Genomic DNA, 22,244 nt, shown 5'->3' on the forward strand with positions numbered 1-22,244 from the left:
ACGATGAATAAATATTGGAAAATAAGCATAATCATCGCATTAACTATAATGACAATCGGGGCTTTTTATACTCATTCTGCCTATTCTTCAACTCAGCTTCCACAGTTCCACATTAAAGAGGAGAGAGGGAACAGCGAACTCATAAAGAACGTGGCCATTAGCGCCTTTTATATGGTTGACTCACATGGTGAAGGAGTTTCCATCGAACAAAATAAAACGACATACGACAGCGAAAAGTCATTTTTTGAACAGTTTAATAGAGATTATGCGCGTACTGACTCTACCATCAAACAGCTTCAGAAAAAATATCGCAATTTTATGAGAGGGAAATTAAATATAAGTTCTTTTTATGAAGATAAACAGCTTCTTGCATTCGCTGATATAGATAACAATACGGGTAATGGCAGTCGTTCCTTTATATTTAATATTTCTGTGCTTAATAAAAAAACAGGCAATAGCACTTCATTTAAATATGAAATTCCGAGTCCAGAAAAATATAATCATATTTACGTTGAGGATGTGCAGTATTTCGGTAAAGAACTAAAGGTATTAACAAGGTCTTACCAGCAAAACATAGGCGGACAAGATGTATCTAAATATATATTTGACATTCCCAATGAAAAGCTTTTAAGTAAAGAAGAAGTATTTGCAGGCAGTAAAACCTTATTAGAGTATTCACTCATACCAAATATAGACCCAATCCAGCCAAGTAAATATGCTGTTTTTAGTATTTCTGAACCGGTGTATGAACCTGAAGAAACGGAAGCTCCTGAACCTCCTAAACCAAAAGAAAAAGAACTTGTAGTTTATGACTTAGAGCAGAATAAAAAACTGGACACAATTTTTCCAAAGGAAATCCAAAAGATCAATACTGATGCTATTCAACCCTACGTTGATGGCTCTACAGCCTACTTTGCGGAAGAAGCAGATCAAAAAGTAAAACTTACAGCTTTCAATCTAGAAACAGGCAAAATAGATAATGAAATAACACTTCCTATAGATTTAAAGGGTAAATACAATGAAATGCGAGTAGTAGTTAAAGATGGTAAATTCTATCTGCTGGTAAAGAATCATGATATGCAAACAGCCAATGTGAAGATCATGATTGCGGATATAAAAACAGAGAGTATTGTTTTTGAAGGCAGACTTGCCGCTGACAAGAATATGAGGCAGTCACTTCGCTCATTAGAGCTATACGATATTCAGATAAAATAAGACTAAAGGCATTTCTCAACCCGAGAAATGCCTTTTTCAAGCAAGAATTGCGTAATCGTATTAAAATAGACGAAAGAGGGGGTAATGCGTTTGAATATCAGAAATTCTGTTAAAGCCGTTATAATAGATCAGGGCAAAGTCTTATTAACAAAAAATCAGGATAGAGAAGGCATTTTTTACTTATTCCCAGGCGGAGGCCAGGAACATGGAGAAACCTTTCATGAAACACTTGTTAGGGAATGCATAGAAGAGATAGGGCAGCCTGTAAAGATTGGCGAGCTGTTGTTCATCAGAGAATATATTGGCAAAACACATGAGCATGCCAAATACGACAGCGAAGTTCATCAGGTAGAGTATTATTTTGCTTGTGAACTGATGGAGCTAAATAGAGATCAAATAGGAACTGCTCCGGATCCCGGTCAGATTGGGACAGAATGGGCAGCCTTAACAAATATCATGAATTACCGAGTATACCCCCAAGCGATGAGGCAGAATATTATAGATGTTTATTCAGGGCGAAAGTCTCCAATCTATTTAGGAAATATTAATTAAACGTTTGATTAATTTTTCAATACCCTTGCTGTATAAGGCTTTCCGGGTGGAAAGGAGCTCGTATGAAACATAAGATTATATTTGTAGACTGGGAAAATGAATGCGAAGATGGTTCTTGCTATGAAAGCGGCACGCGTCTGCTGGTTAATGGGAAACAAGTTCTGGAATCGGTGACGCCAGTGAAAGCAGTTAAGGCTGTTTTAGATGAGTTAGGGATCGATTACGAAATAAAGGAACAACAGGATGAAGACTAATACATGAAGGCAGTTTTGCGAGAAGCAAAGCTGCTTTTTTTTGCCAGTATTTTAGAGCAGAATGTTCTACTAAGAAAGCGGCGGACTAAAGACTCGGAAGGTCCACCTGAAATCAAAAGTAAGTACACCCCCGTATAAGCACTGCGGAAGAGGGGAAAATACTCCTGATATCGATCTGGAGGTGGCATTTTGGAAAACAATGATGTAATGGGTATGCATGAAACGATGGATGTTCACGAAATACTTAATTTTAAAACAGTCTGCCTGCTGAAGTCCAAGCTCATGCAAGGAGTAGTATTTGATCAGGATTTGCGGGCATTAATGCAAAAAGATGTGGAGCAGTCTATCAGGGCAATAAAAGAACTAAAAGATATATATAAAACATTCAAGCCGACAGCAGAATCAATAAACGGAGGCGGCGTCCAATGATTAATGATTACTTAGAAGTAGAAAACGCTGAGGGATTGCCTGAGATTGCTGATACAGGCATAGCAATGGAATTCCTTATATCCGTAAAAACCGGTGTTAGGAATACCGCCGTGGCATTGACTGAGTCCAAAACGCCTGAGGTAAGAAACACTCTTCGCCACCAGCTTGAAGAAGGCCTTGAGCTGCATAAGGAACTTAGTCAATTTATGATCTCTAAAGGGTGGCTGCATCCCTATAATGTTGAAGACCAATTTAAGCTGGATTTAAAATCTGCAGATGCTGCTCTTATGATAGGAGAAATGAAAAACTTATTTCCTCCTGATACTTCCCGCAGAGGGATGCTTGCAGATCCGCATGAATAAATAAGGAGGGAACAAGGTGAAGGCAGTTACATTTCAGGGCATAAAAGACGTTAGGGTTAAAGAGGTAAAAGATCCTGCCATTGAAAAATCAGACGATATTATTGTTAAAATCACTGCCTCAGCTATATGTGGTTCCGACTTGCATTTAATTCACGGAATGGTTCCGAACTTTCCGGAGGATTATATTATAGGCCATGAGCCTGTAGGGATAGTTGAAGAAGTAGGTTCCGAAGTTACCAAAGTAAAAAAAGGCGATAAAGTCATTATTCCTTTTAATGTGGCCTGCGGGGAATGTATCTACTGCAAAATGGATTTAACAAGCCAATGTGATAATTCAAATCCGCATGGTGATGCTGGAGGCTTTTTCGGTTATTCCAATACGTTCGGCGGCCATCCGGGCGGACAGGCTGAGTATCTTAAAGTTCCATTCGCTAATTTCACCCCGTTTAAGGTGCCGGAATGCAATGAAATTGCCGATGAAAAGTTATCACTGATTGCAGATGCGATGTCTACGGCGTACTGGACAGTAGATAATGCAGAAGTGAAAAAAGGTGATACGGTCGTGATTTTAGGCTGTGGTCCAGTCGGATTGCTTGCACAGAAATTTGCCTGGCTGAAGGGTGCGGGCCGGGTGATTGCAGTTGATTATATAGACTATCGCTTACAGCATGCTAAAAAAACAAATAAGGTAGAAATCTTTAATTTTGAAGAGCACAAAAACATGGGAGAATATTTAAAAGAAATGCTTAAGGGCGGGGCCGATATCGTTATTGACTGCGTCGGAATGGATGCGAAGATGACTGAATTGGAATACCTTGCAACAGGACTCAAGCTTCAGGGAGGAGCTATCAATCCGGTAGTAATCGCAGCTCAGGCTGTAAGAAAGGGCGGGCTCATCCAAATTACTGGAGCTTACGGCGGCAGATATAATGCCTTTCCGCTCGGAGATTTATTTAACCGCAATGTAAACATTAAAATGGGACAGGCGCCGGTTATCCCCTATATGCCGTACCTCTATGACCTGGTAGCCCAGGGTAAGGTAGATCCGGGAGATGTTGTTACACACGTACTTCCGCTGGATCAGGCCGAAAAGGGATATGAGTATTTTGATACGAAAACGGATGGGTGTATTAAGGTAGTACTTAAACCATAGCGGCGGGCAGTGTGACCGGCTTTGGATATTGCTGCGGCAGGGTGTACCAGCAAGAATCTAATGTTATCTCCTGCACGAAAAACGCGTTTTCCCCGTAAAACCAAAACGAATCCATCTGCTTGAAGAAATCCATCTCAGTGCGGCCTTGAAATACATAGGCCAACGATATCCTGCCGCGGGATTCATTTCAGTGCCGCACCTTCTAGGACGGAACTAGAGCGGATTAGACCATTTCAGGAGCGGAAATGAGGGCAAAATGAGTTGGAAACCGAAAATTTTCGACCGATAAGCCAAACTGAAGAATACTACAATCCGTTTACCTGAGTAAAAAAAGTCATATTCCCCGCCTGGACTAGCATACACATGTACAAGTAAACACCGAAAGGAGATGCCTTATGAAAAACTTCTTTCCCATACTATGTACAGCGGGATTATTAGCTTTTGCAGCGTTTATGGAAACACCGGGAATTCTTCAGGAAAAAGATACCGGCTCTATGCAGGCAGCTTATGGACCAGTCGAAGCGGATAAAGCCAGCAAGGATAAGGGCGAGCCAATTCTAGAAAGCAAGCTGGTAGATACAAGGGAAGAAAACGGTTATATAGTAGAAAAATATCAGGAGTTTGAGGTCTTTACAGACAAAAGCGGCAAAGTGATTAAAAGCATACCTACCGCAAAAATTGAATATCTCCGCTATAAAGAATAAAACATCGCCGACAAGTATAATCGGCGATGTTTTTTGCTGTTATTGGCTCACTCAGGCTTCACTCGCTCAGATATACAGATACCAATCGCCTAGCTTAGATCTTTACAACTGTTCTCCCGCGGGCTTCTCCTCTTAATATGACAGGCAGGTGCCCGGGCAGCTCTTCAAGAGTAATTTCATTCTGTATCGAGTTTAATAGAACGTCCGGTTTTAAGTCACCTGCCATCCTGCTCCAGACTTTTTGTCTGACATCCATAGGACAATAAACAGAATCAATTCCAAGCAGATTTATTCCGCGGAGGATGAATGGGAAAACAGTTGTTGGTACATCTGTTCCGCCAGTTAAGCCGCTTACAGCGACTGATCCGTTATAATGCATTTTGCTGAGAATAGAAGAAAGGGTTGTTCCGCCGACAGGATCAACTGCTCCAGCCCAGAGCTGTTTGTCCAGCACTTTTATTTTTCCACTGTTAACATCTTCCCGGCTGATGATTTCTTTTGCACCGATGCTTTGTAAATATTCTTTTTCCGACTCTTTTCCAGTACTGGCGACAACCGTGTATCCGAGCTTTGAAAGCATGGAAACAGCAATGCTACCTACTCCGCCGGTTGCCCCTGTAACTAATACTTTGCCTTTTTCCGGCGTTAGCCCGTTGTCCTCAAGCCTTTGGATAGACAAGGCTGCAGTGAATCCGGCCGTTCCAAAGGCCATAGCTTCTTTTAATGTCAGGTTATCAGGAAGATGTACGATCCAATCTCCAGGAATACGTGCATACTCGCTATACCCGCCAAAATGAGAAACTCCAATTTCATAGCTTGTTGCAATAACTTGATCGCCCTCTTTAAATCGGGGATCATTAGATGAAACCACCGTACCTGCTAAGTCTATCCCTGGAATAAAGGGATACGATCTAACAATTTTCCCTTCAGGAATGCTGGCTAATCCATCTTTATAGTTAATGCTGCTGTAAGAAACCTTGATTAATACTCCTTCTTTTGGAAGTTCCTCAAAGGTGATATTTTTAACTTCTACTGAAAAAATTTCATCTGTTTTATCTACGATGAGGGCTTTAAATGATTCATTCATATGTATCGCGTCTCCCTTCATGTACAGCCGGATTAAACCTCTATTAGTGTTTCCGATCCTGTATTTAACATCAATGTTTATAGTTATTTTAGTCTTCGGGTATGTAAAGGTCAAAAAGTTAGATTCTTTACTAAATGATGGTTAAGATAATAAAATCAACGCTTGTTCTGGAGGAAGGTGGCTTCATTCAATGAAACTTAGTGTTCTTGACCAATCTGTCATACCGAGCGGGGGGAACGCAAGACTTGCTCTTGAAAATACCGTAAGGCTGGCCCAGATAACAGAAAAACTGGGTTATACACGCTTCTGGGTAGCTGAACATCACAATACAAATGGAATGGCCGGAACAGCTCCTGAAATATTAATTTCTCATATTGCATCCAAAACAGAAAAAATAAGAGTCGGCTCCGGAGGCGTTTTGCTGCCGCAGTACAGTCCCTTTAAGGTTGCGGAAAATTTTAAGGTACTGGAAGCTTTATACCCTCACCGGATGGACCTTGGAATAGGCCGCTCTCCAGGAGGAGGGGCAAATACGAGACTGGCGCTTACGGATGGAGTTAGACGAAGTTTGAATGAATTTCCACGGCAGGTGGGGGACTTGCAGGGTTTTTTAGCAGGAAGTCTTCCGGAAAATCACATATATCAAGATGTAACTGCATTCCCGCTGACAGAAACACTGCCTGAAATGTGGCTGCTCGGGATTACACACCGCGGAGCGAGAGTAGCCGCTGAGAATGGCACTGCTTTCACCTATGGCCACTTCATTACACCTGAAAATGGAAAAAGGGCTATGGAATACTATTTTGATCACTTCATACCATCTCCCCTTTTACAGAAAGCAAAAGCAAATGTTTGTATTTTTGTCGTGTGTGCTTCCACCCAGGAAAAAGCAGAAGAACTGGCCTTGAGCCAGGACATGTGGCTTCTTGCTGTGGAAAAGACAGGAGATACCAGGATTCCATCTGTGGAGGAAGCAAGGAGTATCCCTCTTACAAAGGAACAGCTTGCCCGGGTCCATGAAAATAGGAAAAGGACGATCATAGGAACTCCTGACAAAGTAAGAGATGAATTGTTATTGTTAGAAGAAATTTACGGAACAGACGAATTTATGATTATCACCAATGTACATAATTTTGAAGATAAAATTCAGTCCTATACGCTGCTGGCAGAGGCGTTTCAGTAAAAAGTGGACGGACCTGTTGGGCGGGATGATATAGGAATTGTAGGATTGGAATTTACGCTCGATTGGACCTTGGATACGCGCGAATATGCGAAGTTCACGCTCGATTTTATTTCGGCTAAGTGCTCCTTACGATATTTCTTCAGTTACGCGCGATTGCTGATCCTTAATCTGTTCTAATTACATATCGAGCCCGATTTACAATACAACATCTTTTTTCATTTTAGAAACCAAAAATAAGGGTAATATACAATGAAAAAAGACTGGTGGTGCTTAAGATTGTATATATATACTGCTAAAGAAATTAAGGCAGCGGATGAAGCTGCTGCCAAACAGGGTTTGAAAGGTTTTGCATTAATGGAGAGTGCGGGCAGGGAATTATTCCGGGCTGCTGCAAAGTGGATGAATAAAGGCCAGCGTGTTTTAGTGCTTTCTGGCAGGGGAAACAATGGCGGAGATGGAATTGTATTAGCACGCTATTTAAAACAAAATGGATATCAGTGTGATTTAGTTTTTCCGATCGGACAGTCCGAGTCTGGAATCTCTGCTGAACATCTTCATTACTATCAAAGCTGTGGTTACAGCATAGATGTGCTACAAGGAAAGTACGATGTAATTGTTGACGCACTGCTTGGAGTGGGAGCGCGAATTCCACTCGATGATAAGATGCAAGAGCTGCTTCAATGGGCGAACAAGGAAGATTCATTTCGGATTGCAGTAGATGTACCATCAGGAGTTCTGGCCGATCAAGGTGAAGTGGATGAATCTGCTTTTAAGGCTGACCGGACATTCTGCATACACGGGTTTAAACCATCTGTATTTATGGAGAACTGTGCAGAATATTATGGCAATCCGGAGGTCCTGGATATCGGCCTGCCACATACCTCAAAATGGAAGGTATGGACCAAAGAAGATGTGAAGCGGACCTTTCCAAAACGGAAGCCTGGCTCTCATAAAGGAACCTTCGGAAATGGTCTTATTATAGCGGGTACTGATGAAATGCCAGGCGCCGCCATTTTGTGCAGTCTTGCAGCGAAAAGAAGCGGAATCGGTAAACTGACTGTAGCGGCCTCGCGCTTTGTTTCGGGAATTATTGCAAGCAGACTGCCCGAATGTGTTTTTTTACACGATGGACTTGAAAAAATTGCGGATGGACAACTCCCTAATAAAATGACCGCAGTGGCAATTGGGCCCGGGCTGCCTTCAAATGAAACAGTAGATGCGGCTGCAGCCCAAATGATGAAAACCGATCTGCCCTTAATCATTGATGCAGGAGCGTTAATCAAGCGTCATTATCCGAAACGAGATGCTCCGATCATCCTAACGCCCCACCCTGGAGAATTTCAAAAGATGACTGAAATTCCTGTAGCAGATTTTCAAAAAAATCGAATTCAAATTGCTGTGGATTTTGCAAGGGAAAATGGAGTTATACTTGTATTGAAGGGCCGAAATACAGTTATTGCTTTTCCGGATGGTGAGGCCAGGATCAATACGGCGGGAAATGCGGGGCTCGCTAAAGGCGGTTCAGGTGATTCCTTAACAGGCATTATGCTGGCATTCGTCTCTTCTTATAAAGATGTAAAAGCGGCAGTATCAAATGCCGTTTACTTTCATGCAGCTTGTGCGGATTATTGGAAAGAAACCAGGGCAGAGACAACTATGCTTGCAAGTGATCTTAATGAAACGATGCCCTATGTGATGAAGGAATTTGAAGGCTAAACAAAAAGATGAATCCCTTTTGCCAGAGGATTCATCTTTTTTATGGGTTGATTAGAAAACTTATGCTCCAATCTGAAGATAGTTTGGGGTTTGCATTGTAAGGACTATGTCAGTTCACCATTGCCAAAAGCAACTGCCTCCGATGTATCAATGTCATAATATCGTACGACCGAATTAATGGTCTTTTTCATTTGATTAAAAATCGCCAGAAATGATTAACAGAGACTTTCAAAAAAGGAAATCATCTTCACATTGGATTCTTTTTTTTCCTTACAATACTAAGAGTTTTGTTTCATAAACTCAATCGTCTTTAGAAATAAACAAAAAGCTGTCAATGGCAGCTAGATCTTTTTTCAGACTTATTTTCCTGGCAGTTTAATAAAATAAAAGGGTTAAACAGCATTTTATATCTGCTTTTCCGATCGTCCTCAAACTTAAAGGTTGGAATACATTGCACTTAGAGTAATTAATATTAAGTAAAGCATCTATACCATAGCCTTTTCCCCAGAAAACAATCCAATAATAGCAGTACCAAATTTCTAAAAAAAACATAATTTTATTAATTTGGCTTTGTTATAGTTTATAACTAAAAATATCTTAATTGAATGAGGAGGGGAAATGAAAAAATTAATTAGCATTAGACTGGCAAGTAATATAATAATCACCATTAATACAATAGCACTTTTAATGCATATCCTGATTATTCTAAAAATTGTGCCCCATGATTTCGTATGGGGAGGACGATTAAAGAATGAGACAGATTTAATCATCTTCGAAAGCATATCGATAATTTTGCAAACATTATTTATCTCTATAATTGCTGTAAAAGCAGGATATATCTTCAAAGGAAAGTTCAAAAAAACTGTGAATACGGGTACATGGGTAATGTTTGTACTTATGGCGCTTAATACAATAGGTAATTTAGTTTCAAGTTCTGGATTGGAAACAATGGTGATGACTCCATTAACCACTGTGCTTGCACTTTTGGTATTCAGGTTAGCAATTGAAAAATAAAATGACATAAAAGCCGAAGAATGGTCTTTTTTCCTTTGGATAAAATCAATAAACGATACACAGTGTCTTTTAAAAAAGAGCCTGATCATAAGATTTTTTAAACAGGGAGCACAATGGAAAATGAAAAAAATCATATTCAACTGTTCTTTAGTTTGTTTTTCTTCCTAAATATGCCTATATTAATGGAGACACTGTATTTTACATAAAGAGGAGTGATTGTTTTGGCAAAAGTAGTAATCATCTCAGGGAGCCCGGTAAAGGATTCAAGATTAAATGGAATCCTGAATTATGCCACTCAGTACTTAGAAAGCAAGGACGTTTCGTACGATGTTGTGCATGTGCGGGAATTGCCGGCAGAGGACCTCATTCAGGCTGCATTTGACAGTCCGGAGATAATGAAAGCGAATGAAAAGGTCGCCGCTTCAGATTCAGTCATTATCTTAACTCCAGTTTATAAAGCATCCTATACGGGAGTGCTAAAAACGTACTTAGATCTTCTGCCTCAAAAAGGCCTTGCAGACAAAACCGTTCTGCCTCTTGTTATAGGAGGAACCTACGGGCATCTTCTTGTTATTGATTATGCGATCAATCCGGTTCTTTCTTCGCTAGGAGCCAGTAATATTGTAAAAGGTGTGTTTACGTTAGATCAGCAGATCCAAAGAACAAATGAGAACACCTTTGAAATTGATAACGATGCTGTTCAAAGATTGCAGGCAGCACTTGAAAGATTGGTCTAGAAGGTAAATGCGTTTCATATTCCGTTAGATTCATGTGTAGGCAGCTGTACAGTATGTATGGCTGTTTTTTTTTGTAGTAACCATTCTAGGCTTTATGAGGAATTTTAGTTTTAATATTCTGCTGCACCAAATAATTTTAAATATTACGAAACTTAATGTTAGTTACATTCGTATTAGAAATAAAAATAGGAGAGGAAGAATGGTATGTTTAAAAAAGTTGCTTCGGATGTGTTGGGATTAAGTGATATAGGAAGTGTGATCAGCCCTGCTGATTATGATAAGGTAGATGCTGATGATTATGTTATGCACGAGGATAACGAAAAAATTTATTTCCTGATTAAATCAAAGACTGATGAATATTGTTTTACAAATAAAGCCCTGATTCACCTTGACGGAAATAGCGCAATCAGCAAAAAACGGACGCTGAACAGATACAGCTATTATACGAATAATATTTCCAATGTGACGCTGGAAACCGCGGGTACCGTTGATCTGGATGTAGAAATCAAATTCACCATCGGATCCAAGACTTTCTCCATTGATGTACATAAGAAGTTTATTGAGGAGTTAAAAGATTTATATAAATCCTTGATTAAAATTGCGGAAACCTGTCATGAAAATGAACAGTATATGAAATATGCGCAAGAGAGCCTGAACCTGGCTTCTAACACACTCGGAAGAGTCACTTCCAAAGAAGATTCGCTTGTTGACAGCTTTAAGCAGGTGAATGAAACAGCCTTCAGCTGGCTGGTAAACAACAGACGAAAGTTTAATATAAAAGACTTTGGCTACGTATTTGAAAAATATATTAATAATTAAATCTCACAAAGCTCTGGGAAATGGGGACAGTCCCCCATTTCCCAGGGCTTTTCTTGTGCTATAACAGGGTTAGACCATCGGTATGTCATTATTGCCCGGGCTCCTATTCTGTTGAATTTCTATGAAAATGTTTATCTTCTTGAATATAGGGAAAAAGAACAGAGCTGAAAGCTAGATATATATTTAAAACAATAGAGAATAGAGCGGCTGCGATGCAGGCGGCGGGGGAAAGGGAGACAATGATGAGCAAGAAATTAACAGCTGTACTTAGTTTGCTTACTGCAGTAGCATTGTATTTTACAACTTAAAATAATCTTAACCCTAGGCCGCCTGTTACAGGTGGTTTTTAATTTGTACAGAGAATTTTAATTGTGGCTAAAAGAAAAATTACAAAGATAAAATCAGCCGTATCAGCTTCAAATCAAAGTGAAAATCGTAATGGGACTGGCGGGAAATTAGTTAGCAACACCTAAATATAGACATATAGATAAATAGACGAAGAACCGGGGAAGGGAATATACGGCGGGAGAACGAATATGTAAGGGATAAAGATTAAACAGGGGGTGGGAATTTTGAAGCCAATAATCCTTGGTGTGTGTGCGGCATTCTTTTTTGCATCCACATTTGTGTTAAATCGTTCTATGGAATTGTCAGGTGGAAGCTGGCTTTGGAGCGCTTCCCTACGCTATATTTTTATGGTTCCATTTCTAATGCTGATCGTTATGAGCCAGAAAGGCTTAAGGCCGCTTCTGAAAATTATGCGGGAGAAACCAGGTTCATGGACTCTGTGGGGATTCATTGGATTTGGATTGTTTTATGCCCCGTTATGTTTTGCAGCTGCTTACTCTCCCGGCTGGCTGATTGCAGGCACATGGCAGACTACCATTATATCTGGTTCGCTGCTGGTTCCTTTTTTTTATGAAACAAGGCTAACGCCTGGGGGACCCGTAAAGGTAAGGGGGCAGCTGCCTTTAAGAGGCCTGGCAATGTCGCTGATTATTTTAGCAGGCATTATTTTAATGCAGGTGGAGAATGCGGGGAACCTATCTGTTAATGAAATGCTTGCAGGATTTATCCCAGTTCTGATCGCGTCATTTGCTTATCCTCTTGGAAACCGAAAGATGATGGAACTATGCGGCGACCGGATAAATACCTTCCAGAGAGTGCTGGGGATGACATTGGCCAGTATGCCCTTTTGGATTCTGCTTGCTGTGCTTGGATTTACAACCGCTGGACCGCCAAGCAGGGAACAAACCCTTCAGTCCCTTCTTGTTGCTGTTTTTTCAGGGGTCATTGCTACTGTCTTGTTTTTTAAAGCCACAGACCTTGTGCGGAATGATATACCAAAAATGGCATCAGTTGAGGCAACTCAGTCTGTTTCTGTACTCTTTGCCTTATTAGGTGAAGTGATTTTTCTTTCGGCAGATATACCTGATCCTTTATCGTGGATTGGCGCATTCACAGTTATGTTAGGAATGATTCTGCATAGCTTTACATCCCGCCGAAAAACTGTGACAGTTAATCGACAAGTCGCTACAAAAGCTTAATTGCGTTCTTTCTTATGCTATCATTGGAAGAAAAAGGATGATTATTTGATGCTGAAAAAATGTCTATCCTGCCGTAAGGAATATACGATTTCATCAACTCATGCCCAATATAAAAAAATGACTCAAAATCCAAGCGCATTGTTTATATGTGATTATTGCAGCAGTAACATGCAAAAAGACGCTCAAGCTTCCACAGGATTAAAATCCTGATATGCTGGATAAACATGATAAATATTTAAGATAAAAAACTCCATACCCTTTTTCAATGCCTGGTATGATTCTACACGTCTTGAAAATCTTAAGTCTCCGTAATGGGGCTTTTTTGTTTATCTCTTTAATATATAAAAGCATTGAAGATAACTTTTGTGATACTGGTTTATGCTGGAAAAACGGCGGGTAATTGAAGTTAAGCTTACTTGAAATTAGGAGTAAAAATGCTATAGGTCGGGGGAGCAGGAATGAATAGAAATCACACGATTATGCAGTTTTTTGAATGGCATGTTAAAGCGGATGGTACTCATTGGAAGTATTTAAAGGAGAATGCTTCCCGGCTAAAGGAAATAGGAATCGATTCCATCTGGATCCCCCCTGTGAGTAAAGGTCTTTCGGCAGAAGATAATGGATACGGAATCTACGATGGCTATGATCTTGGTGAATTTAACCAAAAGGGAACCGTACGGACAAAATACGGGACGAAGCAAGAACTGCTTGACGCTATTTCGGTATGCCGTGAACATGGATTGTGTGTATTTGCCGATGTAGTCATGAATCACAAAGCTGGAGCAGATGATACAGAGACCTTCCAGGTAATAGAAGTGGATCCGCTGAATAGGAATGAAGAGGTTTCTGAGCCTTTTGAAATAGAGGGCTGGACAAAATTCACATTTCCAGGAAGGGGAGATAAATACTCGGAGTTTAAATGGAGTTTTGAACATTTTAACGGAACCGATTATGACGCCAGAACGGAAAAGACGGGTGTGTTCCGTATACTTGGAGAAAATAAACATTGGAATGAAAATGTGGATGATGAATTCGGAAATTATGATTACCTGATGTTTGCCAACATTGATTATGATCATCCGGCTGTGATAGAAGAAATGCAATCATGGGGAAAATGGCTTAGCGACACCTTACAGTGTGATGGATTTCGTTTAGATGCCATAAAGCATATTAACTATCAATTTATCAGTTCTTTTGCAAGGGAAATTCGAAATCACAGGGGTGAGGACTTTTATTTTGTAGGAGAATTCTGGAATCCCGAATTAGAAGCCTGCCGCAAATTTTTAGATGAAATTGACTATCAAATTGACTTATTTGATGTCCCGCTTCATTACAAATTGCATGCAGCTTCTAAAGCAGGCAGAGATTTTGACCTCACAACTATTTTCGATGATACACTTGTCCAGTCTCATCCCCAGAATGCAGTAACATTTGTAGATAATCATGATACACAGCCAGATGAAGCGCTGGAATCATGGGTAGATGATTGGTTTAAGCCGAGTGCCTATTCCCTTATCCTTCTCCGTCAAGACGGATATCCCTGCGTGTTTTTCGGTGATTATTATGGAATAGGAGGGGACGAACCCATCCCTGGAAAACAAGAAGATATAGAGCGCCTTCTCTTTGCTAGAACTCATAAAGCATACGGTGAGCAGGAGGACTACTTTGACCACCCTAACACAATTGGCTGGGTACGGCGGGGTGTGGAAGAAATAGAAGGTTCGGGCTGTGCGGTGGTGATATCCAATGGTGATGAAGGCGATAAAAGAATGTATGTCGGCGAACATCGAGCCGGGGAAATATGGACAGATTTAACACTCAAAAGAGAAGAAAGAATCATCATTGAAGAAGACGGCTTTGCCGCCTTTCCTGTAGACGGCGGGAGTGTGTCTGTCTGGGCTGCTGCTGTTAAGACTGAATAGATTAAGGGATTAGCTGGCTGCCGGAAATAGGTTATGAGCAGAGGATTTAATAAATAAGCCCGTCATTCATAAGGCCCAGGCGTTGATTTCAAATATAAAAAAGAGCAGGGAACCTGAATTGGCTTCCTGCTCCTTTTGTGTTTTTAAATACAAGCTACAGATTCTTGAATGATAGAGTCTGTTTCTATGATTGTGTGAGGCTTTGGGCCTTTATTCTCTTTTATCTTTGAAAAGAGGACCTGTGTTGCGATCTCTCCTAATTTCTTGACCGGAATTTCCTTACAAGTCAAAGAGGGCGATAGAAATGGATAAATATTTGAATTGCTGTAACCTATAACGGATAAGTCTTCCGGAATGGAAATTCCACATTGTCCTGCCATCTTATAAATGCTCATTACTTTTAAGTCATCGGTGGCAAAAACTGCCGTAGGACGGTTTTTGGCCAGTATTTTTTTGCCGACTCGGTTGTCCATGATCCATTCATTCTTTAAAGGCAGACCATTATCCTTAATGCAAGGCAAGTTTAACAGAAAAGGTTCAAGGTAAACCACACAACAGGAATTGCCTAAGGAAAAACCCCTTGCCAGCAAAAAGCGAAGTAAAAAAATGGGATTCTTTTATCAGAAAGTTGCTTTACCTTCCTATGGAGGTTTAATATATTAGGTGGAAAACCTTGACCGCCTTACTGTTTTAATAATGGTCTCTTGAATTATGAAAATAGGATGATGAACTATGAAAAGAGCAAGAATTATTTATAATCCAACCTCAGGCAGAGAGCTTTTTAAAAAGCATCTGCCGGAAGTTCTGGTTAAATTAGAAAGAGCAGGGTATGAAGCGTCCTGCCATGCCACGACAAGTGAAGGGGATGCTACCCATGCAGCGAAGATTGCTATTGAGCGCCAATATGATGTAGTGATTGCTGCAGGAGGCGACGGTACCATCAATGAGGTTATTAACGGCCTTGCAGATGCTCCTGTCCGTCCGAAAGTCGGCATTATTCCAGTCGGAACAACCAATGACTTCGCACGTGCTCTCCGGATTCCGAGAAATGTGGAAGCAGCTGCCGACATTATTGCCGAAGGACAAACTATACCGATTGATATAGGAAAGATGAATGACCGCTATTTTATTAATATCGCGGGAGGCGGCCGTTTAACCGAACTTACGTATGAAGTGCCAAGCAAGCTGAAAACAATGCTTGGCCAGCTTGCCTATTATCTGAAAGGGATGGAGATGCTTCCTTCCATAAAAGCAACTGAAGTATCCATTGAGTATGATGGAAAGATTTTCGAAGGTGAGATCATGCTGTTCCTTGCTGCGAATACAAATTCGGTTGGCGGTTTTGAACGGCTGGCGCCAGATGCTTCGTTGAATGACGGAATGTTTACGCTGCTGATCTTAAAGAAAACTAATCTGGCGGACTTTGTCAGAATTGCTACGCTCGCCATCCGCGGAGAGCACCTAACAGATCCAAACATCATTTATGTTAAAGCAAACCGGATCAAAGTACAGGCCAAAGAACGAATGCATCTCAATCTGGACGGAGAATACGGCGGAGATGCTCCTGCTGAGTTCGTAAACCTATACCGCCATTTTGATTTCTTTGTGCCAAAAGTTATGCTGCCTGCACAGGATCTGCTTAAATAATGAATAGAGTGAAAGACCGCCTCTAAGCGGTCTTTTCCTGTTTAAGGAATGATTAGACAATGTCTGGGTATAGAAACTAGGGAAGAAAGAGGAGATTGTATTGTATGTTGATTCGGCCTGCTAAAAAACAAGAATCCCATCACGCAGCTATTTTAATTCATGCTGCTATAAAGGACATAGCCGAGGCACTGACAGGAGAAAAAGAACCTTCAAAAATAGTGAAGGACCTAGAGTGTTTTTACCAGCAGGAGATGAACCGGTTAAGCTATCACAACTGCGTCGCTGCAGAAATAGACGGAAATTTGGCAGGGATTTTAATCCATTATCATGGTTCGTACGCTGAAAAAATAGATCAGCCCATATCGGACCATCTGCGGAAGAAAGGTAAATCAGTCCCTATCGATAAAGAGGCCAAAGACACTAATTTCTACATTGATACCCTTTCAGTAGAGCCGAAATATCAGGGCAAAGGGGTTGGAACAGAGCTGATCCGGGCATCTGTATTAGAGGCATCAAGCTATGGCTATCCCAGGATATCTTTAAATGTAGAGAAAGAAAATCACCCAGCCTATAAACTATATTCCCGGCTTGGGTTTAAGATAGAAGATGAAATCCTTATAAATGGCCATTCTTATGATTATCTTGTTAAAAAAAATCGGACTGGGGTTCTGAAGGGTTAATTCTATGGCTCCTGAGACTTTAAAAGCTGAATCTGAAGTTTGGGTTTGTAAAAGTTCTATGATCAATCTTGCTTGCCGATGAACGCATATTGGAATGACTTTAGCGGGCAGGCTAATTAAAACAAATGGTTATGGGGGAATTCGATGCTGCTTAAAGAGGCTGAAAATAAGATCAAAACAAACTTCTGGGTGCTGCCGGCTCTTTATGGAGTTGGTGCTTTGGTGCTGGCCGTCTTAAGTGTGGCTGTTGAACATACCCTGTCTCAGCATGAAAATATAAAGAATTTGATTCCTTCCATATTTTTTACGGATAAAGAGCTGGCACAGACGGTTTTAAGTGCCATTTCCACATCACTCTTAACGATGACGACCATTACCTTTTCGTCAGTATTGGTAGTTCTGACCACCTTTTTATCACAATTTTCCCCGCGGACACTTCAAAATTTTATCAACGATTCGAAAACACAGCTTGTACTTGGAACCTTTATTGGGGGCTATATTTATGCTCTCGTTCTATTAAGCCAGGTAAAGGGCAGTGAGCTGGACAATTCATTTATTGTGCCCTCATTTGCTATACTGGTAGCTTTTATTTGCTTAGGAATGTTCGTGTTCCTTATCCACCATGTTACCGACTGGATTAAAGTGGGAAATCTGGTTTCAAATATCACTAGTGAAACTTTAGCTTCTGTTGAAAAACATTATAAAGGACAGGAAATGACAGGAGATTCAGAGGAAAATGATTTAGATCTCAACTCCTTGAAATCCTATGGGATTGAGAGCAGGAAGCAGGGATATATTGAGTATGCAGATATTGTAGGAATGGTTTCTTTTGCAGAAGATCATGAGTTAATTATCAAATTCGAGAAGGTTCCTGGTGAATATGTAGATATAGACACTCCGATCTTAACTGTCTGGAATAGCCCAGAAAAATTAGATGAACGAAAGCTGCTGGATTTTCTCCTGATCTCCCCTACACAGGAAGTAATAGAGGACATAGAATTCGGCATACAAAAGCTGGTGGAAATTGCACTAAGAGGGATTGCACCAGGCAAAAACGATCCAGAAACAGCCATCAACTGCATCGAAAATCTATCACAGATTCTTACGAAAGTCGGAAAAAATTATTCACCTTCTCCCTACTATTATGACAGTGACAAGAACATAAGGGTCATCCTTGAAAAACCGTCCTTCGCTGACTTGCTATATGAAAGCTTCTACCAAATCCGGCATTATGGGAAAGCAGATGTGTCTGTGATGACAAGCATCATAAATGCATTGACTCTTATAGCTGAAACGAATAGGGAAGAAATTAAACAGTATGTTTGGGATTTTTCTCTTTATTTAGTTGAAGGAATTAAGCAGCAGGACTGGCTGGGATTGGACAAGAACTATTTGAATCGACATCTGCTAAAACTAGCAAAAGCATGCAATGAGGTTCATGAAGAAAAGTTGATTACTATTTAAGTTAGATGAGGCAATGGATTATGGAGAAGTTTCACTGTTTGTGATCTGCGAAAAAGGGGACTTGAAATCGCGCGTAAAATTGTAAAATCGAGCAAAGGAAGCCGGAAATCGCGCGAATGAGGGCAATAATCGCGCAAAGGAGAAACTGAACCGCACGAAAGTTACTCGAATCACCGCGTTTAAGAATCAAATGATATAAGATTCAGACAACCTGGAGTTAATTTGGGTGATGGAAACAAGACAACGGGGTGCAGGCAGCCGAATAAATGCGTGCAAGTTCGGCATGAATGCGAGCAAAGATATAGGAAATACGAGCAACTTTTCAAGGTATGTGAGCAGAAAATCAGATTTGCGATCAGCTAGTTGAAATGCGAGCGATTTGAGGATGGATGGGAGCAAAAATATTTACATGCGAGCAACTTTTCAGCAAGAAATCAGATTTGCGAGAAGCCAAGTGCCGGCAGTGCTGAAAGTATATGTAATGTTGACTGGGGAGCAGGGAAAGATTTTGCATAATCCATAGAGGATGTGTGGGAGCCTTATTTGTCGAAGAAAGAGGAAAGCTAATACAAAAAAGCATTATCAAGTTGTTCAAAAAGCATTCATATTAAAGAGGAATGCTTTTTTTTCGTTATGTGGTTATGTTAAAATCATGACAGTCTTTAAACGAGGTATTTTGATAAAGAAATTTCGCGCAATTAGTTAAAAATACAGTGAACTTCAAAGGCGCAGCTATGTGCCTCTAATAGAAAAGGACGTATGCAGATGAAAAGAACAGCACCTGTAGCAAAAAATGATTTTGTGGATGTGGTGTTTGAAGATTTGACACATGACGGGGCCGGCGTGGCCAAGGTAGATGGCTATCCAATTTTTGTCCCTAATGTACTCCCAGGGGAAAAGGCGAAAATTAAAGTAATTAAAGCCAGCAAAGGGTACGGATTTGGCCGGCTGGAGGAAATTTATACAGAGAGCCCATACCGTGTGGATCTGTCTGAAACAGATCCGAGTCTTTACGGCGGCTGCCAAATTCAGCATATGAGCTATGAGGGCCAGCTTAAGTTCAAAGAGAAACAAGTGCGAGAGGTCTTAAAGCGTATTGGTAAACTGGAAGATGTGATGGTACATCCGATTATCGGCATGGACGAACCAACACACTACCGTAACAAAGCCCAGGTTCCTGTCGGTGAAGAAGAAGGAGTTCTGATAGCCGGCTTCTTCAAGCCTAGAACTCACGAAATTGTAGATGCAAAAGAAAGCATCATTCAGGATCCGGTCATTAATGAAACCGTCCAGACAGTAAAAGAGATTTGCAGCGAGCTCGGCATTCCGGCTTATAATGAAGAATCACATAAAGGGGTGCTCCGCCATATTATGGCCCGCTTTGGAAAAGTAAGCGGCGAGGTTATGGTGGTCATCATTACCCGAACCCCAGAGCTGCCTTTTAAAGAGCGGATCATTGAAGAAATCACAGCCCGCGTCCCAAATGTTAAATCTATCATTCAAAATATAAACACCAAAAAGACAAATGTCATTTTTGGCGAAGAAACACGGACGCTTTGGGGCAGTGAAGTAATTTACGACAGTATAGGTAATATTAAATTTGCCATCTCTGCCCGTTCATTTTATCAGGTAAACCCGGAGCAGACAAAGGTGCTTTATGAGAAAGCATTAGAATATGCAGGGTTGACTGGAGAGGAAAACGTCATAGATGCCTACTGCGGTATTGGGACGATCTCTTTATTCCTCGCGCAGAAGGCTAAGAAAGTATTTGGAGTGGAAATTGTTCCCCAAGCAATTGAAGATGCGAGAAGAAATGCGGAATTAAACAACATTCAAAATGTCGAATTTGCAGTGGGAGAAGCGGAAGTCGTTATTCCTGATTGGTACAAAGAAGGGAATGCTACCGATGTGCTGGTAGTAGATCCACCTCGAAAAGGCTGCGATGAAGCCCTCCTGCAGACAATCATAGATATGAAACCGAAAAAAGTAGTATACGTATCCTGTAATCCGGCTACGCTGGCAAGAGATTTGCGAGTGCTTGAGGATGGGGGATACAACACCGTGGAAGTGCAGCCAGTGGATATGTTTCCGCAGACGATGCATGTCGAGGCTGTCGCGAGGATTGAACTAAGGTAGGCAGACATGATAGGTGCCTGCTGTTGATTATCTGTTTTTTTATAATCGTGTGGTGGCAGGCATTTTCTTTAAAAAACTATAGGAGGGGTATAAATGGATAATAACGATATATTAATTAGATTAAGATATGCTCTGGATATCAAAAATTCAGATGTGGTAGAAATATTTAAACTTGGGGGCGTGGAAGTTACAAAACTAGAAGTGCCACAAATCCTGACAAAATCAAATGAAGATATTGACGCTGAAGATGACGATAATATAAGGGTCACTAATAGGATGTTAGAGTCATTTTTAGATGGTTTAATTATTTTTAAAAGAGGAAAGCAAGAACCAAGGCCGGGACAGACTGATACAGCAGCAAGCTCTTCAAAGAGTCATGAACATATCAATAATCTTCTTTTAAAGAAAGTAAAAATAGCGCTGGCGTTAACGAGTGAGGATGTGCTGGATATATTTGAAAAAGCAGGAATCATAGTAACAAAAGGAGAATTAGGCGCCTTATTAAGAAAAGAAGGACATAAGAATTATAAGGAGTGCGGTGATAAATTCGCCAGGAATTTCTTAAAAGGATTAGCTATAAAATACAGGGGATAGAACATAAAGGATCTTATAGGTGATTGCATGATACATACCTTCTCAGGCGAGACGATTAGGTTTAATATACTTTACAAAAAGCGAACTTCCGTGAACATTTCTATAGATTTGTATGGAAATGTTGAAGTGCAGGCTCCGAAAGGGACACCTGATGAACATGTGCTTCATTTATTAGAAGAAAAATGGGATTGGATCCAGCAAAAATCCAAAGAAATGAAGGATAGAATGCTTGGTCCAAAGGCAAAGGTCTATGAGCATGGCGAGAAATTTCTTTATTTAGGAAACACTTATCCCATACGGATCTATCAAGATAGTAATATTGAGCAGGACCGTGCTGCACTTGAAGGCGATCATTTACATATATATGTAAATGATCTAGAGGATGAAAAAATTAAACAAGCTTTAAAACGTTTTTATTATCAGCAGTGTAAAGCCTTGGTTGAAAAGAGCATCCTCTCCAATCAAAGAAATTTTAAAGTAAAACCACGTTCTATCCGTATTACGGATAGTAAAACTACTTGGGGAACCTGTGATTCAAAACTGCAGTTAACCTTTAATTGGAAGCTTGCAATGGCACCGCTTGAGGTAATTGACTACGTTGTCGTTCACGAAATGTGCCACATGATCCATCTGAATCACGACCGATCTTTCTGGCGCCTTGTTGGAAAAATCATACCGGATTATAAGGCACGGGAACACTGGTTAGCATTATCAAATTGGAAAATGACTATTTAACAGGAATCTCTTCCAATAGCCATCCATTTGATTAATGGAATGCCGGCTTCAATGATAGAGGGGCTTAGGAAAAAGAAGAAGAAAAGAACTTAACACGGTAAGAAGATATGAAAGAGCAAACATCAAACAAGACATGTGAAAAGATGATCGGAATTTTTTCGGCTGATTATCATATATTCCGTACCGTCTATCCAGAGGAAACGGAAAAACAGTAGGTATATGTGATGGAAGGGAAGCTTGGCCTATGCTGGCCGGCTTTTTTGCTTTTCCCAGGAATGATAAATGGCTCTCTGT

General features: G+C 40.6%; 23 protein-coding genes. 21 read left to right on the plus strand and 2 right to left on the minus strand.

Annotation, left to right across the window (positions count from 1 at the left end):
- Nucleotides 1-3 precede the first annotated feature (3 nt).
- From JOC77_RS10325 to JOC77_RS10355, 7 genes are all read left to right on the plus strand, one after another.
- Nucleotides 4-1,215, plus strand: coding sequence for a hypothetical protein (locus JOC77_RS10325; protein WP_204542781.1), 1,212 nt, complete (start codon nucleotides 4-6; stop codon nucleotides 1,213-1,215).
- Nucleotides 1,216-1,299: 84 nt separating this feature from the next.
- Entirely contained in the window at nucleotides 1,300-1,767 is a 468-nt protein-coding gene (locus tag JOC77_RS10330; protein ID WP_204542783.1) for an NUDIX domain-containing protein, read from the plus strand.
- A 62-nt stretch (nucleotides 1,768-1,829) separates the two neighbouring features.
- Entirely contained in the window at nucleotides 1,830-2,021 is a 192-nt protein-coding gene (locus JOC77_RS10335; RefSeq protein ID WP_204542785.1) for a hypothetical protein, read from the plus strand.
- Between the two features lie 207 nt (nucleotides 2,022-2,228).
- Nucleotides 2,229-2,450 (plus strand): spore coat protein, encoded by a 222-nt coding sequence (locus JOC77_RS10340; protein WP_204543025.1) that lies wholly within the window; start codon nucleotides 2,229-2,231, stop codon nucleotides 2,448-2,450.
- Nucleotides 2,447-2,812: a spore coat protein gene (locus tag JOC77_RS10345; RefSeq protein ID WP_204542787.1), complete on the plus strand. Its 366-nt coding sequence runs from the start codon at nucleotides 2,447-2,449 to the stop codon at nucleotides 2,810-2,812. The genes JOC77_RS10340 and JOC77_RS10345 overlap by 4 nt, the downstream gene beginning before the upstream one ends.
- A gap of 16 nt (nucleotides 2,813-2,828) precedes the next feature.
- Nucleotides 2,829-3,965, plus strand: a complete 1,137-nt coding sequence (locus JOC77_RS10350) for an alcohol dehydrogenase catalytic domain-containing protein (protein ID WP_204542789.1) — start codon at nucleotides 2,829-2,831, stop codon at nucleotides 3,963-3,965.
- Nucleotides 3,966-4,360: 395 nt separating this feature from the next.
- A complete protein-coding gene (locus tag JOC77_RS10355) occupies nucleotides 4,361-4,669 on the plus strand; it encodes a hypothetical protein (RefSeq protein WP_204542791.1) in 309 nt (102 codons plus the stop codon).
- Nucleotides 4,670-4,763: 94 nt separating this feature from the next.
- On the opposite strand, the gene JOC77_RS10360 is transcribed toward JOC77_RS10355, so the two are convergent.
- The gene (locus JOC77_RS10360; RefSeq protein ID WP_204542800.1) at nucleotides 4,764-5,756 is read right to left on the minus strand and encodes an NADPH:quinone oxidoreductase family protein; all 993 of its coding nucleotides are present in this window, start codon (nucleotides 5,754-5,756) and stop codon (nucleotides 4,764-4,766) included.
- Nucleotides 5,757-5,946: 190 nt separating this feature from the next.
- Between JOC77_RS10360 and JOC77_RS10365 the strand changes: the two genes are divergently transcribed.
- From JOC77_RS10365 to JOC77_RS10400, 8 genes are all read left to right on the plus strand, one after another.
- Entirely contained in the window at nucleotides 5,947-6,939 is a 993-nt protein-coding gene (locus tag JOC77_RS10365; RefSeq protein WP_204542802.1) for an LLM class flavin-dependent oxidoreductase, read from the plus strand.
- 276 nt (nucleotides 6,940-7,215) lie between these two features.
- Entirely contained in the window at nucleotides 7,216-8,655 is a 1,440-nt protein-coding gene (locus JOC77_RS10370) for an NAD(P)H-hydrate dehydratase (protein WP_204542804.1), read from the plus strand.
- Nucleotides 8,656-9,273: 618 nt separating this feature from the next.
- Nucleotides 9,274-9,669: a hypothetical protein gene (locus JOC77_RS10375; protein WP_204542806.1), complete on the plus strand. Its 396-nt coding sequence runs from the start codon at nucleotides 9,274-9,276 to the stop codon at nucleotides 9,667-9,669.
- Nucleotides 9,670-9,881: 212 nt separating this feature from the next.
- Complete coding sequence (ssuE, locus tag JOC77_RS10380) at nucleotides 9,882-10,406, plus strand: NADPH-dependent FMN reductase (protein WP_338047211.1); 525 nt, start codon at nucleotides 9,882-9,884, stop codon at nucleotides 10,404-10,406.
- A 204-nt stretch (nucleotides 10,407-10,610) separates the two neighbouring features.
- Nucleotides 10,611-11,225, plus strand: a complete 615-nt coding sequence (locus JOC77_RS10385; protein ID WP_204542821.1) for a PH domain-containing protein — start codon at nucleotides 10,611-10,613, stop codon at nucleotides 11,223-11,225.
- 572 nt (nucleotides 11,226-11,797) lie between these two features.
- Entirely contained in the window at nucleotides 11,798-12,772 is a 975-nt protein-coding gene (locus JOC77_RS10390) for a DMT family transporter (RefSeq protein ID WP_204542823.1), read from the plus strand.
- Nucleotides 12,773-12,820: 48 nt separating this feature from the next.
- Entirely contained in the window at nucleotides 12,821-12,982 is a 162-nt protein-coding gene (locus JOC77_RS21845; RefSeq protein WP_204542825.1) for a DUF2197 domain-containing protein, read from the plus strand.
- 248 nt (nucleotides 12,983-13,230) lie between these two features.
- Nucleotides 13,231-14,694 (plus strand): alpha-amylase, encoded by a 1,464-nt coding sequence (locus JOC77_RS10400; RefSeq protein ID WP_204542827.1) that lies wholly within the window; start codon nucleotides 13,231-13,233, stop codon nucleotides 14,692-14,694.
- A 143-nt stretch (nucleotides 14,695-14,837) separates the two neighbouring features.
- On the opposite strand, the gene JOC77_RS10405 is transcribed toward JOC77_RS10400, so the two are convergent.
- Entirely contained in the window at nucleotides 14,838-15,167 is a 330-nt protein-coding gene (locus JOC77_RS10405) for a substrate-binding domain-containing protein (protein WP_204542829.1), read from the minus strand.
- Nucleotides 15,168-15,426: 259 nt separating this feature from the next.
- On the opposite strand from JOC77_RS10405, the gene JOC77_RS10410 reads away from it, so the two are divergent.
- The 6 genes from JOC77_RS10410 to JOC77_RS10435 all read left to right on the plus strand — a co-directional run bounded on the left by JOC77_RS10410 (nucleotide 15,427) and on the right by JOC77_RS10435 (nucleotide 21,950).
- The gene (locus JOC77_RS10410; protein ID WP_204542831.1) at nucleotides 15,427-16,341 is read left to right on the plus strand and encodes a diacylglycerol kinase; all 915 of its coding nucleotides are present in this window, start codon (nucleotides 15,427-15,429) and stop codon (nucleotides 16,339-16,341) included.
- Nucleotides 16,342-16,445: 104 nt separating this feature from the next.
- Nucleotides 16,446-17,021 carry a GNAT family N-acetyltransferase gene (locus JOC77_RS10415; protein WP_204542833.1) on the plus strand — a complete coding sequence of 192 codons (576 nt, stop codon included), beginning with the start codon at nucleotides 16,446-16,448 and terminating at the stop codon, nucleotides 17,019-17,021.
- A 144-nt stretch (nucleotides 17,022-17,165) separates the two neighbouring features.
- Complete coding sequence (locus JOC77_RS10420; protein WP_204542835.1) at nucleotides 17,166-18,485, plus strand: DUF2254 domain-containing protein; 1,320 nt, start codon at nucleotides 17,166-17,168, stop codon at nucleotides 18,483-18,485.
- A gap of 765 nt (nucleotides 18,486-19,250) precedes the next feature.
- Nucleotides 19,251-20,621: a 23S rRNA (uracil(1939)-C(5))-methyltransferase RlmD gene (rlmD, locus tag JOC77_RS10425; RefSeq protein ID WP_204542837.1), complete on the plus strand. Its 1,371-nt coding sequence runs from the start codon at nucleotides 19,251-19,253 to the stop codon at nucleotides 20,619-20,621.
- Between the two features lie 93 nt (nucleotides 20,622-20,714).
- On the plus strand, nucleotides 20,715-21,215 hold the full coding sequence (locus tag JOC77_RS10430; protein ID WP_204542839.1) for a YehS family protein: 501 nt from the start codon (nucleotides 20,715-20,717) through the stop codon (nucleotides 21,213-21,215).
- 27 nt (nucleotides 21,216-21,242) lie between these two features.
- A complete protein-coding gene (locus JOC77_RS10435) occupies nucleotides 21,243-21,950 on the plus strand; it encodes a M48 family metallopeptidase (protein WP_204542841.1) in 708 nt (235 codons plus the stop codon).
- Nucleotides 21,951-22,244 lie beyond the last annotated feature (294 nt).

Origin of the sequence: Peribacillus deserti (assembly GCF_016909175.1) — a bacterium.
Classification (GTDB): domain Bacteria; phylum Bacillota; class Bacilli; order Bacillales; family DSM-1321; genus Paraperibacillus; species Paraperibacillus deserti.